At 41.7% G+C, this 14,042-nt stretch carries 13 protein-coding genes; 3 read left to right on the top strand and 10 right to left on the bottom strand.

Annotation, left to right across the window (positions count from 1 at the left end; translation table 11 throughout):
* Positions 1-65 precede the first annotated feature (65 nt).
* On the top strand, positions 66-1,121 hold the full coding sequence (gene thiL, locus RS893_RS07550) for a thiamine-phosphate kinase (RefSeq protein WP_315790586.1): 1,056 nt from the start codon (positions 66-68) through the stop codon (positions 1,119-1,121).
* Positions 1,122-1,164: 43 nt separating this feature from the next.
* Here the strand turns inward: thiL and RS893_RS07555 are convergent, their stop codons facing one another.
* Together RS893_RS07555 and nadD are read right to left on the bottom strand one after the other, a co-directional pair.
* Complete coding sequence (locus tag RS893_RS07555) at positions 1,165-2,178, bottom strand: type I glyceraldehyde-3-phosphate dehydrogenase (protein ID WP_315790587.1); 1,014 nt, start codon at positions 2,176-2,178, stop codon at positions 1,165-1,167.
* A gap of 278 nt (positions 2,179-2,456) precedes the next feature.
* Complete coding sequence (gene nadD, locus RS893_RS07560; RefSeq protein ID WP_315790588.1) at positions 2,457-3,071, bottom strand: nicotinate (nicotinamide) nucleotide adenylyltransferase; 615 nt, start codon at positions 3,069-3,071, stop codon at positions 2,457-2,459.
* Between the two features lie 339 nt (positions 3,072-3,410).
* Between nadD and murC the strand changes: the two genes are divergently transcribed.
* Entirely contained in the window at positions 3,411-4,874 is a 1,464-nt protein-coding gene (gene murC, locus RS893_RS07565; protein ID WP_315790589.1) for a UDP-N-acetylmuramate--L-alanine ligase, read from the top strand.
* 124 nt (positions 4,875-4,998) lie between these two features.
* The gene (murB, locus tag RS893_RS07570; protein WP_315790590.1) at positions 4,999-5,994 is read left to right on the top strand and encodes a UDP-N-acetylmuramate dehydrogenase; all 996 of its coding nucleotides are present in this window, start codon (positions 4,999-5,001) and stop codon (positions 5,992-5,994) included.
* Between the two features lie 171 nt (positions 5,995-6,165).
* Here the strand turns inward: murB and trxA are convergent, their stop codons facing one another.
* The 8 genes from trxA to speB form a co-directional block, all read right to left on the bottom strand.
* The gene (trxA, locus tag RS893_RS07575) at positions 6,166-6,483 is read right to left on the bottom strand and encodes a thioredoxin (protein ID WP_009459765.1); all 318 of its coding nucleotides are present in this window, start codon (positions 6,481-6,483) and stop codon (positions 6,166-6,168) included.
* Between the two features lie 273 nt (positions 6,484-6,756).
* Positions 6,757-7,566 (bottom strand): ABC transporter ATP-binding protein, encoded by an 810-nt coding sequence (locus tag RS893_RS07580; protein WP_315790591.1) that lies wholly within the window; start codon positions 7,564-7,566, stop codon positions 6,757-6,759.
* A gap of 13 nt (positions 7,567-7,579) precedes the next feature.
* Entirely contained in the window at positions 7,580-8,437 is an 858-nt protein-coding gene (locus RS893_RS07585) for an ABC transporter permease (RefSeq protein WP_315790592.1), read from the bottom strand.
* Positions 8,434-9,474, bottom strand: a complete 1,041-nt coding sequence (locus RS893_RS07590) for an ABC transporter substrate-binding protein (protein WP_315790593.1) — start codon at positions 9,472-9,474, stop codon at positions 8,434-8,436. The genes RS893_RS07585 and RS893_RS07590 overlap by 4 nt, the downstream gene beginning before the upstream one ends.
* A gap of 22 nt (positions 9,475-9,496) precedes the next feature.
* A complete protein-coding gene (locus tag RS893_RS07595) occupies positions 9,497-11,059 on the bottom strand; it encodes a phosphate ABC transporter substrate-binding/OmpA family protein (RefSeq protein WP_315790594.1) in 1,563 nt (520 codons plus the stop codon).
* Between the two features lie 482 nt (positions 11,060-11,541).
* The gene (gene hypB / locus RS893_RS07600; RefSeq protein WP_315790595.1) at positions 11,542-12,231 is read right to left on the bottom strand and encodes a hydrogenase nickel incorporation protein HypB; all 690 of its coding nucleotides are present in this window, start codon (positions 12,229-12,231) and stop codon (positions 11,542-11,544) included.
* Positions 12,215-12,577, bottom strand: coding sequence for a hydrogenase maturation nickel metallochaperone HypA (gene hypA, locus RS893_RS07605; protein WP_315790596.1), 363 nt, complete (start codon positions 12,575-12,577; stop codon positions 12,215-12,217). Before hypA ends, hypB begins: the two co-directional genes overlap by 17 nt.
* 215 nt (positions 12,578-12,792) lie before the next feature.
* The gene (speB, locus tag RS893_RS07610) at positions 12,793-13,986 is read right to left on the bottom strand and encodes an agmatinase (protein ID WP_315790597.1); all 1,194 of its coding nucleotides are present in this window, start codon (positions 13,984-13,986) and stop codon (positions 12,793-12,795) included.
* Positions 13,987-14,042: the final 56 nt, after the last annotated feature.

Consider the following 14,042-nt stretch of genomic DNA (forward strand, 5'->3'; position numbering starts at 1 on the left):
GCAATTTACCTCAATCTGGTTTGATTATCTTTAAACAATATCCTAAAAAAAATTAAATTCTTATTATGAATAATCAATCATCTTATTTGCTAGTTAAAGATATTGGCGAACAAGGGCTATTACAAATTTTGCAACGCTTCTGTCCTAAGGAAATTATTGGGGACGATGCAGCAGTAATTACTACTGAACTAGGGCAATCTCTGGTAGTAACTACTGATGTTTTAGTTGACAAAATTCATTTTAGTGAACTTACTACCTCAGCAGTCGATGTTGGTTGGCGCGCTGCTGCTGCTAATTTATCAGACTTGGCGGCAATGGGTGCTTCCCCCTTAGGAATTACTGTCGGGCTGGGACTACCTGGTGATGTTTCTGTAAGTTGGGTAGAACAAATGTATGTAGGTATGACACAATGCCTACAACAATACAACACTCCAATTGTGGGTGGGGATGTAGTGCGATCGCCAGTAATTACTATTGCCATTACTGCTTTTGGTCAAGCTTACCCCCAGCAGATTATCCGCCGTCACCAAGCTCAAGTGGGAGATAGAATCATCGTTACTGGTGTTCATGGTGCGTCCCGGGCGGGCTTAGAATTGCTCTTGCATCCCGAAAAGGGAGAAAACCTTAGCCCAGAAGAAACAAAGGCTTTAATCCGCACTCACCAGCGCCCACAGCCCCGATTAGATGTCTTACCCATCCTCTGGCAAATTCTTGGTTCTTCCTACACCCTTAAACCCCCACACCCTTACACCCCTATTTCCCACTTGCCGGTATCTGGGATGGACAGCAGCGACGGTTTAGCAGATGCGCTAGTACAAATTTGCCGTGCTAGTAATGTTGGCGCTGTAGTAGAACGTACACAAATTCCTTCGCCACCAGCTTTTGCGCACTGGCTAACCCAAGAACAAGCCTTACAGTATAGCCTCTACGGTGGTGAAGATTTTGAATTGGTGTTGTGCTTACCAAAAGAGCCAGCCTACAAATTAGTACAAATGCTTGGTCAAGGTGCAGCTGCGATTGGAGAAATCACAAATGGCTCAACCGTAGTATTACATGACCAAAAACAAGAATTCCCTGACCAAGTTTTGACTCTTAGTCAGGGATTTCAGCATTTTGGTTAGTGGTTAAAAACCAACTACTAACTACCAACTACTAACAAATTTATTACTTCCACTTCTCGGCTACTAATTCTGCCAAGTCGAGAACACGTTGGCTGTAACCCCATTCGTTGTCGTACCATGCCATAACTTTCACCATGTCGCCACCCATGACCATTGTCAAGCTGGCATCAACAATGGAAGAGGCATCAGTACCTTGATAGTCAGAGGATACCAATTGTAGTTCACTGTAATCTAAAATGCCTTTTAGCTCATTTTCAGAAGCACTCTTGAGAGCGGCGTTAACTTCTTCCGCAATTGTTGGCTTCTCAACTTGGATCACGAAATCCACCATCGAAACGTTGGGGGTGGGTACACGCAATGCTACACCATTGAGTTTGCCTTTGAGTGCTGGTAATACTAACGCTACAGCTTTTGCTGCACCGGTGGAAGTAGGAACAATGTTAATTGCCGCAGCACGCGCACGGCGTACATCTCGGTGAGAAGCGTCCAGCAGGCGCTGATCTCCTGTGTAGCTGTGGGTGGTGGTCATTGTACCTTTGATGATGCCAAATTTTTCGTGTAAGACTTTGGCAACAGGAGCCAAGCAGTTGGTAGTACAGCTGGCGTTGCTGATGATGTGGTGTTTATCGTGATCGTAATCGTGATGGTTCACGCCAATCACGAAAGTACCATCTTCATTTTTGCCAGGAGCGGTGATCAAAACCTTTTTGGCGCCAGCATTTATATGCTTCATCGCCCCTTCTTTGGCAGTAAAGACCCCTGTCGCTTCAATAATTAGGTCAATTTCCCACTCTTTCCAGGGCAAGTTTTCTGGGTTGCGATCAGATACGCATTTTACGGTCTTACCGTTTGCGATGATTGAGTTATCATCGGCAGTAATTTCAACACCTTTTAACTTCCCTAGCATCGAATCATATTTGAGCAGGTGAGCGTTGGTTCTGGGATCTGAGGTGTCGTTGATAGCAACTAGGTCGATATTGCTATTCTCTCTACCCAACCAACAGCGCATAAAGTTACGACCGATGCGCCCGAAACCGTTGATAGCAACTCTAATCACAGCGTCTTGCCCTCTGTTATATATGCCTAATTAAATCTTATGGTTGACCCCGATCATATCGCAAAGGGGGGAGTATTTATAACTATAAAGTGTTAGAACCCAAAAAAAATTTTAATTTTTTTTATTAGGGCATTTGTCATTGGTCATTTGTCATTTGTTAGTGGTTGGTTGTTAAACATCCCCCTTGTCTCCCTTGTCTCCCACACTCCCCGCACTCCTCACCTTCTTCTGAATTTTTAATTTTTAATTTTTAATTGTTTTGTCCCCGATTCCCTGTTTTAAACATAGAGGCTGTGAGCAGCTATGTAACTTCGTACTGATTCTGGAACTAGGTAACGAATCGATTGGCGATCACGACATAAGTTACGAATGATACTTGACGAAACTCCCACTAAAGGGGTATGCAATAATTGCCAGTGTATGGTGCTGGACTGACTTGCAAATTTTTGCTCCACTTGCTTGCAGATTAAATCAGTTTGAGTTATACATTCACTACCAAGATATCGGGGTGCGATTAACCAATCGCACAATTGTGCTAGCTCCTGTCCGCGATACCACTGAGGTAGCGTTTGAAAGGAATCCAGACCAACAATCCAACACCAATGAGTATTGGGATAAAAATTGGATAAATCAATCAGGGTATTAATGGCATAAGAAGTACCAGATTGCGATTGCTCAATCGGTGAAACAGTAAATCCTAAGTTGTCTGTTATCGCCGCTTGTAGCATCGCTAAACGATGTTGAAACGAAGCTGCTTTTTTATGAGGAGGATGAGCTGATGGCACCCAAAGAATCTTTTCTAGGGGTACTTGATTGAGAGCTGTTTCGGCTACGATGAGATGTCCCCAATGAACAGGATCAAATGTGCCACCAAAAATTGCAATTTGTTGCATCCACTCTTTTTTTTAGCTTGATTCGATTTCAAAGTAGTTAACACTCAGTCTACCATTGTAGCCAATTCCAGCAAATAGACCGATATTATGTGTTTGAAAATACAGTTGTATATTTCCCGAAGGTGCAGAAATTTGCAGAATAAACATAATATTAGTTCAGAAAGAGAAAAACCACTTACAAGGTTAAAATCATTCTGAAGTAATGTAATCTGAGCATGAAAATCTACCTATCAGGAGTATGAGATTTATACAGAGGTAGTATCAATAAAAAACAAAATCCTGTTATGATACGCGTGTCATTTGTGATGTTTATGTGGTGTGGTAATAGAGGAGTAATTGATGAAAAAATCTGTAGACTTTAGCGGTAGACCATTTCATTTTATTGGTATTGGTGGCATAGGTATGTCTGCTTTGGCATATGTGCTAGCAAAACGTCAATTGCCTGTTTCGGGTTCGGATCTTCGTCCAAATCACATTACTTCCAAATTGGAATCTATCGGGGCTCATATTTTTGCTAAACAAGAAGCAAGCAATTTAGAATTCTTTCGCCCAAAAGAGAATGAAAATCGAGTAATTTTAAATACTCAAAATCATGTGTCAACTAACAAAGTGGCACAACTACCGCAAGTAATTTGTTCCACAGCAATAAATACTAATAATCTGGAATATAAAGCAGCATTAGAATTAGGCTGCCCAATTTTCCATCGTTCAGATGTATTGGCAACTTTAATTTCTGAATATGACAGCATCGCAGTTGCTGGAACTCACGGCAAAACTACCACCAGTAGTATGATAGGATATCTGCTACTGCAAGCTGATCTAGATCCAACAATTTTGATTGGTGGTGAAGTTAATGCCTGGGAAGGTAACGCTAGATTAGGTCAAAGTCGGTATTTAGTAGCAGAAGCAGATGAATCAGATGGTTCATTAGTTAAACATGCCCCAGAAATCGGTGTAATCACGAATATTGAACTAGACCATCCCGACCACTACGACAATTTAGAAGAAGTAGTGGAAATATTCCATACCTTCGCTAAAAGTTGTAAAACTTTGGTAGCTAGTATTGATTGTGCAACGGTGCGTGATCGCTTTCAACCAACAATCAGCTACAGTTTAAATCCAGAAACAGGCGCAGATTATACCGTTACAAATATAGACTATCGTGCAGATGGCACTACCGCTTTAGTTTGGGAGCGGGGGAAAGCCTTGGGTGTGTTAAATTTGCGTTTGCTCAGTCGCCATAACCTTAGCAATGCTCTAGCAGCAGTAGCTGTTGGTCGCGTCTTGGGATTAGAATTTGGCGAGATTGCCAAGGGACTTGCCACTTTTGAAGGCGCAAGACGTCGCTTTGAATTCCGGGGCGAAGCTCACGGAATCACATTCATTGACGACTATGCCCACCATCCTAGCGAAATTCGTGCCACTCTAGCAGCAGCACGTCTGCAAGCAAGACCAGGACAAAGAGTAGTTGCCATATTTCAACCTCATCGCTACAGCCGTACACTGGCATTTTTAGAAGAATTTGCCGAATCTTTTACCCATGCTGATGTAGTTATACTCACTGACATTTACAGCGCTGGGGAAGTCAACATAGGGCAAGTAAGCGGTGAACAATTAGTACAGGAAGTTGCCAAACATCATCCACAAGTCAAGTATCAAGCAAACTTAGCCTTAATGTGTGATTTCTTACAGCAAACACTACGTTCTGGAGACTTAGCACTGTTTCTAGGAGCTGGGAATTTAAATCAGGTAATTCCGGAGGTAATTGCTACACTCCATCAACCAGCTACAGCGACATCTTAAAAGTCTTATGGGCTAGTTTCTTGCTCTAGCTGAATGTCAGTCTTGCAAATTTCATTTATTGCATCAAATAATTACCGTATTTGTACGGTGGATAAACATCAAATTAAAACAGATTCTGGTAAATATGGCAATTTCCCAGGCAGGTGTAAGTGTCTGCACAAATTCTGGTGTGAATGTAAATAAACGACAAACAACTAATTCCAAAACTAAGGAAATTCCCTTACTTGGTACTGACTGCGCGATTAAATCACAAGTTCCTCTGTCAGCATATACTTCCTACAGAGTCGGAGGGCCAGCAGAATGGTATGTTGCACCTCGCAACATCGAAGCAATGCACGCGAGTTTAGTGTATGCAAAAGAGGAAGGTTTACCAGTAACAGTACTGGGAGCAGGTTCTAACTTGCTAGTAAGCGATCGCGGTATTCCAGGCTTAGTTATCGCTACCCGCCATTTGCGCCAAACTCACTTTGATCCAGAAACCGGTCTATTAACAGTAGCAGCTGGGGAACCAATACCCAGTTTGGCAATGGCTGCGGCAGAGCAGGGATGGCAGGGCTTAGAATGGTCTGTAGGTATCCCTGGAACCGTTGGTGGGGCTGTAGTGATGAATGCAGGAGCGCATAATAGCTGTATTGCAGATATCTTAGTCAGCGCTCAAGTACTTTCACCCGACGGTACTATCGAAACCCTGACTAGTGAACAATTGGGTTATAGCTATCGTACTTCTATCTTACAAGGAAGCGATCGCATTGTTACCCAAGCCACCTTCCAAATGCAACCAGGCGCTGACCCCGCCCTTGTGATTGCAACTACCAAGCAACACAAACAGCACCGACTGACAACACAACCTTACGACAAACCTAGTTGCGGTAGCGTCTTCCGTAACCCCAAACCCTACGCCGCAGGTTGGTTAATTGAACAAACTGGTTTAAAAGGCTTTCAGATTGGTAACGCACAAGTAGCACAACGTCATGCTAACTTTATCGTTAATTGTGGTGGTGCAAGTGCGTGGGATATTTTTAATCTCATCCGCCATGTGCAATATCAAGTACAGGATCGGTGGTCAATTTTATTAGAACCAGAAGTCAAGATGTTGGGAGAATTCCCCGCAGCTTGTTGATAGTTGCGATTGAAATTATGCAGTTTAAATTATGTAGTAAGCACGCTTTGTGCTTACTACTAATTTTTTGAACACCAAATTTTCGAGCGATCGCCCAATCTCTACAAACCAGAATTACTGAGGCGGGAAGTGGAATCCCAATTTGCTCAACCACTCCCCGATTAAGCTCTATTAAATCAAACTTCTGAGACGCTGGACTAATTGTGGTGCTTGCAACACACCCTCAATTCTATCCACTGGCTGACCTTGCTTAAACAGTAATAGAGTTGGTAGAGCCTCTATCCTATACTGAGTAGCCAATTGTTGGTATTTTTCAGTGTCTATTTTGACAATTCTAATTTGACCTTGGAGTTGGGCATTAACCTGCTCTAAAATCGGAGTCATCATCTGACAAGGCCCGCACCAGTCAGCATAAAAATCTACCAATACGGGTACATCAGAACCAGATAGCATTTCTTCAAAGCTATTGAATTGCTTTTTTGTAGCCATGTGATACGCACCAGTTTTTTATTGTTTGATTTTAATAGTAGTTCTTTACAGCTTGGATGATTGTAAAGCATATTTGCAGTGCTGTATTGGTAATTGGTGAGACTACTTGCCGTCTTGGCTTATGCCGAGATGGCAAAGTAGCGAACCCGAAGGGTAATTGGTAATTAAAGATACTGATGATTTTTCCAGATCCGATACCCAATGCCCAAGCTTTATATAGTAAGCAATTAGTCGGAAATCGTATCACAGAACATTTAAAAAGTATTATAAAAATTACTTATAGGCTATATTACTATGGGTAATTGCTTTGGGATTGCTATTTGTTTCCATCCCATCCTCATACAGGAGTTTCATGACATCATCTTTGTATTTCTGAAATGTAGTATGGCGCTTGATTTGAGGATTCGATTTGCTAGGTAGTTGGATTTGCAATTCCTGCCTAATTGTACCTGGTCGCGCACTTAATACGTAGATGCGCTGTGATAAAAAAATTGCTTCCTCCACATCATGAGTGATCATAAAAATTGTCGTGCTGGTACTACGCCAAATCTCCAGTAAAAATTGCTGCATTGCTTCTTTTGTTTGTGCATCTAAAGCACCAAAGGGTTCATCCATAAGTAAAATTTTTGGTTTCGATGCTAAAGCACGGGCGATCGCTACTCGTTGTTTCATCCCACCAGAAAGTTCTTTCGGTAGCGCCTTCGCAAACGTAGATAAACCTACTACCTCAAGATAATAAGCCGCCTGTTGTCGTCGCTGGGCTTTCGGTACGCCCTGTAGCTTCAAACCAAATTCTACATTTTCGGCAACACTCATCCACGGATAAAGAGTATAGCTTTGAAAAACCATACCACGATCAGATCCTGGCCCTGTAACGCACACCTCATCAACCAGTATTTCCCCTGCTGTCGGAGTATCCAACCCTGCAATTAGGCGTAGCAGAGTTGACTTACCAGAACCACTAGCACCTACTGCACAGACAAATTCTCCCTCTTCAATGTGCAAACTAATATCTTGCAGCGCAGTCAGCAAACCGCGCTTAGTTTTGAATTGTTTGTGGAGTTGATTAATTTCTAAATGCATAATTTGTTATTTGTTATTTGTCATTCGTCATTGCCCACTTACAAGAAGCGCGCAATAATAATCGAAACAAAAGGTCAATTCCTAAACCAATTAAACCAATTACAATTAACCCAGCAAAAATTTCATCTGTTTTCAAATATCTTTGGGCAACACTAATTCGTCGTCCTAAACCTTCTGTTGCTGCTACTAATTCCGAGACAATTACTAAATTCCAAGATGCTGCCATATTCACACGGCAAGCATCGATGATATTAGGCAGAATAAATGGGAAAATGACTTGTAGTAAAACTTGTTTTCTTTGACCACCTAAAGTATAAGTAGTTTCTAATAATTCCTTGGGAACAAACTTCACTGCATCCATCACCATCAAGGTATTAAAAAACAGTGTGCCGATAAAAATCAGCATGATTTTTGGCGTTTCTCCCAAGCCAAAATATAAAATTAGTAAGGGAATAAATGCAGGGGCTGGCATATAGCGGACGATGCCAATCAGTGGTTCTAGTAAGGCTCGAATGCTGGCAAAAGTCCCCATCAATGTGCCTAATGGAATAGAAACAATTGCTGCTAGCGAAAATCCACTCAGGACTCGCAATAAACTAAAAGCAATATCTTTTTGTAAATCTCCACTTACCAAAAGCCTTTGAAATGCATCCCAAACTTGACCAGGAGAAGGAAGAAATAAAGGTGGAATTAAGCCTGTATTAGAAATAATCCACCACAGAAGTATAGGTACGGTAATTGACAAGAACATTAAAGCCCAAGCCAAGTTATGAGGAATATCCTCAGCAATGCACCAAAAGTATGATTTTGGTAACATTTTCTGAGGACGAGCAAAATTGATTGCTTGCAAATCTTCAGCGTTATGGTTCATGATTTTTGCTTAGATGCATAGGCTTTGATAAAGCGATCATCAAAGATTTGGTTAAGATTCGGCGCTTGTTTAATCAAACCGCTTTCAACCAGAAATTTACTAATTTCTTCAGCAGCGTATCTAATAGATGTCATGTTGTTACCAGCATTAAATGCTTGCAAATTGTCTTCTAGAGTAAAAATTTTAGTTCCTGCGTCGTATGCCTGATATTCGGCAACAGAAACCCCTGCACGTTTTGCCATAATTTCGTAAGCTTTTGCTTGATTTGCTTTGATAAAATCTAAGGTTGCAAACCAAGTATTTACTAATGCCTGGACATCCTGGGGACGCTGATTAATGAGTTGGCGACTGACAACTAAATGGTCAGGAATTGCTCCTGGAAAGTCTTGAGAACTAAATAATTCTTTACTGCCAGGACGTGATAAAGCCTTTGTGGTGAAGGGTGCAAACACTCCCACTGCATCAACTTGACCAGCAACAAAAGCTGCGGCGGCTGCACCTGTTTCTAGTGGTTGGAACTGAATATCAGCTTGTGTTAAACCTGCTTTTTTTAAACCTAGTAATAATAAAAAATGGTCAACAGTTCCTTCTTCAGCCGCAACTTTTTTGCCTTTGAGGTCAGCAATAGTATTAATTCCTTCTCTGACAATAATTTTATCGTTACCAGTGGAATTGTCATTGACCAAAACAATCACCTGGTCCGAACCAGCCGCTACTGAACTAATCGTGTCATTTAAAGTTTGAGTATTGGCATCTAATTGACCTGCCCTCAAAGCATTAATGGAATCTAAATAGCCATCAAACCACTTCAAATCGACATTAACTTGATTTGCTGCAAATAACTTTTGTTCTTGAGCAATTTGCCAAGGAAACCAACCAGGCCAAGCACTAAAACCAAATTGAATTGGTTTAGTATTTGTAGGAGTTGCAGCAGAATTTCCCGATGTAGAAGTTTGTGGAGAAGGAGTGCAACTGACTGCAACAATTAAACTGATGAAAAATAAAGCTAATAAAGATGGCAAAATGCGTAACTTCATGAAACTCCTCTCACAACTAACATTAATTAATACGAACTAGACGAATTTCCGTGCGTTGATTACGTTTATCCTCAGGGTTAACTCCAGGCAGTGGCTGGCTAGAACCTTTACCCACAGCTACAATCTTGTGCTTGAGACCGCGATCGCGCAGATAATTCGCTACTGTCTGCGCCCGTTTTTGACTTAGAGTTTGGTTAAAATCGGCCTCACCAAACTTAGAAGTATGGCCAATCACTCGTACGGCTATTGTTTGTTCGTTGAATTCTGCAATCTCCCGACTCAGCTTATCTAGCGTTGCCTTACCTTTATCGGTAAGCAGGGCAGAGTCAGTTGTGAATTTCACCTCCCCTTGCTGTTGCAAATTGCCAATATTAGGGGCAGTGGCGATCTGATTGGGATTGAAATTAGGGATAGCAGCGATCGCTTTTCCTTTACCAGCAAATCTGTCTGCTAATTCTGGGTTATCAATACGCACCTGTTGAATCAAATTTTGAGTGTTTTGTGCCGCCTTTGCCATGAACTGGGAGGTAAACATTTCCTTGGAATTCTGGGGAACCTGATTCATTTTGCCTACTAGCGCCAGCACCGCAGCAGTAGAGTTGATGCGTTTCTCTAAAGTGCCATCCTTCATCCAGTTGTCAGCTTCAACGGAGGTAAAAAAGTCAATGCCTTGCAAAACTGCACTAGCATCAGTGCTAGATAACTTGCCATCAAGAGCAATTTGTGCCTGCAACTGTTCAGCATTGCGGACATTAGTATCAATGAAGCGGTAATAAACAGTAAGTAATTGTGATATCTTCTCTGGTTGCGACTCAATTAGGCGGTTAGAAGCAACAATTACATCTACAATTGTTCCTGGTAAATCCTTACTCGATAACACCACTGTGTAACCCTTGTGTCTAGCTTGGCTAACGTAAGGTTCCCAAAGCACAGCAACAGCTACATTTTGATTGGAGTCTTGCAATAGTTTCCAAGCTTCGGAAGCATCTGCCACTTTTTTGATTTGGAAATCCGACAGCTTAAACTCCTCAAATTTCGTAGTCAACACCTGTACCAAATACTCGCTAGGGGTATCGCCAGCAAAAACAATTGTGAACTGTTTTCCCTTGTTGCGTGCTTCCTCTACCAACTGCCTCAAAGCTAGCATTGATTTGAGATTAGGATACTTCTTAGTGTTGAGGATAACTGCGTCTGCTCCTACTGTAGTATCAATTAGCCCCACAATTTTTCCTTGAGGCTTTTGTTTAAGAAACTGATCCAGTGTCGTTACCAACAAGTCAGATTGTCCCTGGTTAAAACGTTCAGTGCGTTGAGTTTGGTCAAATTCATCTTCATAGCGCAGGTTTAAACCAGCTTGTTTTAGCGCTTCCAAAAAAGTCTGATTGCGAAAAGTGCTGTAACCACTAAAAGTGTCTCCCAAAAGTGTTAATTTTTCATCCGTCAATTCAGGTGCGGATGGATTTTTGACACTTGAAAAAGTAGGAGATGATAATTGGTCGATCAGCCAAATCGTACCAAAAGTCAAACAAGAAACCCCTAGTCCAAGAGCCAAAAAAAGAAAAATGGGAATGTTACGCTTACTCATAAGACCCGTCGATTTTAGTATCGAATTAGACAATTTATTTGGTCTTTGCAGTAGATTTACGCGTGCAATTGCTCCCTGAGTTTATCTAATAAGTAAGGCTTTAATTTTTGTGACAAATTATATCATGTCCGGATGAACACTTGTAAAAAAACGAAGAACCTCACCCCAACCCTCTCCTTGCTAAGGAGAGGGTGCTGAAGGCGGGTGAGGTAATGCAGAAATTAGTAAGTAATTAGCCGAACTTGATATTAGTCCTTTATCCTTAATCATTTTTCGTTAGTTTTGTAATTGCACCTTACAAATAGTGCAAAATAAATCTGTACTGTAGATGCATAAAATTGCACATTTCTACAACCTGCCAGTGTCAGGGTTAGTCAATTAATGACCTTCAGGACATGGTAAAGTTCCTATTAGGTCTGTTGATTATGACTTTGCGTAAATATCCGCATAATACAAAGTAGTGGCTCTTCTACCTACTTTCACTATGAGCTTAAAGGGTAGTTTAGGGATTTGAACTGACGTACCCAATCAAACCAAACTTCCAAGCCTTCACCTGTTTTTGCAGACACAGGAATAATTGTGACATCGGGATTCATCTGACGGACATTAGCTGCAATGCAGCTAATATCGATATCCAAATAAGGAGCCAAATCTATTTTGGTAATCAGCAGACAATCTGCTTCTTGAAACATAATTGGATATTTCAGAGGTTTATCTTCACCTTCAGTCACACTCAACAAAGCAACTTTGGCATGTTCTCCAACTTCAAATTCAGCAGGACAGACTAAATTACCAACATTTTCCACCAGCACCAAATCAAAATCATCCGGATTGTATTCATGTTGGAGTCGATGAATTCCACCTGCCACCATTTTGGAATCTAAATGACAAGAACGACCTGTATTAATTGCTATCACTGGCACACCGTATTTTCGCAGACGTTCTGCATCTAAATCGGTGGTCATATCCCCTTCAATCACGGCAATTTTTAACTCATTGCTCAAAGTAGCAAGCGTACGCTCCAGTAGTGCTGTTTTCCCTGCGCCCGGACTACTCATAATGTTGAAACAAATAATTTCCCATTCATCAAAATGCGATCGATTGTGATCAGCCCCTTGCTGATTAGCATGAAGCAAGTTAATTCCTAATGCTGCGTCAAATGTTTGATGCATAAGCATACTCAATTTTGTCAATTTTTAACTCTCTACCTGAACGAATATCCTCCATTGGAGAATTACACTCAGGACATGCATATTGCCAGCCAATTTGCGGTAAATATTCTCGTTGACAACGATGACAAAAGGCAATTAATGGTGTTTCTTTAATTACCAGTTTTACCCCTTCTAAAAAGGTATCGTGCGTTTGCACCTCAAAAGCAAATTGTAAGCTGGCTGGTTCAACACAAGTAAACTTACCAACAATGAGGTGAATTTGAGAGATCTGAGGGCGCTCAGGCTGGGATTCCCACCAATCTTTGACAGTGAAAATGAGCGCTTTGGTCATATCAGTTTCGTGCAAACTTCCCCTCCTTCCTCCCAGGCTCAAACCCAAGACAACACCGACTAATATCAAATCCGATTAATCACTTACTGCATCTATACCTCACCCCGGCTGCGCCACCCCTCTGGTGAACCCGCAACAGAGGGGGAGGGGGTGAAGTTGCGTTCCTCTGCGTTTAAGATCGCCACTTTTTTATGCAATCCCCACACCACACACAAATGCCAATGATAAACTTACCTCCAATCTTCCACTAACTCTGATTGGGCTTCGGAGTGAATATACCCGGGTTTTTCCTTGCGTGGTAATTGACCAGATATGACTAAATGGGCCATTGTGTCGCAAATCACCCGTGTTGCCATTAATGATGTAATGTCACTGATATCGTAAGGAGGCGAAACTTCTACAACTTCCAAACCACAAATAGGTGCTTTTTGGACAATTTTACCTAACATGGAAAGTGCTTCACGTGGTAATAATCCACCCGGTTCAGGCCAGCCTGTTCCAGGCACAAAACCAGCATCAATGCAATCAATATCAAAGCTGATGTAAACGCAGTCAGTACCATCCAAAGCTCGTTCTAAGGCAAAGTTGACTGCTGCATCTAGACCCATCTCTGTAATATCCGTAACTGTGAGGATATTAGTGGCTCTTTCTCGGCAAACTTTTACACCTTGACGCGGTACTTGCCAACCACCAATCCCTAATTGCACAAGGTTCTTTGCAGGAGCATTTTTGATATTTGTTGCATGGAACCAGGGACAGGTATGCATTCTTTCATCAAGGTCTGTTTCCTGGGTATCAACATGGCGATCAAAGTGAATAATTCCGACTTTTTTGTCACCTAAGTGACGACAAACACCTCGCACTGTCGGAAATCCAATAGAGTGATCGCCTCCCATAATGATGGGAAACGCACCAGAACTAAAGATATGGGCAATACCTTTAGAAATCTGGTCAAAAGACTTTTCGTTATTAGCGGGAATGGTAAAAATATCACCCACATCACACAAGGTAATTTGCTCACGCAAATCAACACCTAATTCAAAGTTATAAGGAGTGTATAGTGCGGAAATACGGCGGATTCCTTGGGGACCAAAGCGAGTTCCAGGTCGATAGGTAGTTCCAGAATCGTGTGGTACACCCACGATCGCAACATCATATTCACCGACTTTCCGCACATCTTCTAAATAAGGTGCTTTCAAAAAAGTATTAATTCCAGCAAAGTGGGGAAGTTCACCGCGAGAAAAGGTAGGAATGGAGCGATCGCTGATACTTTCTGCCGCTTCTAAACCAAATTCTAATCCTCGAGAAACTTCCTGCTGCCACCCTGTCAGGGGTAAATTCGCTTCTTTTTCCAGCGCCCGATTCGCTTGTGTTTCCGGTCGTTGGAAATGAGAATTGGCATCATTAAAAGATTGATCTGTCATGTTTCAAAAAATGACATCTAAATGATTATAAGGAAAAACTATAGCCCGGGTAAGTC

The sequence above is a fragment of the Fischerella sp. JS2 genome, assembly GCF_032393985.1.
Taxonomy (GTDB): Bacteria; Cyanobacteriota; Cyanobacteriia; order Cyanobacteriales; family Nostocaceae; genus Fischerella.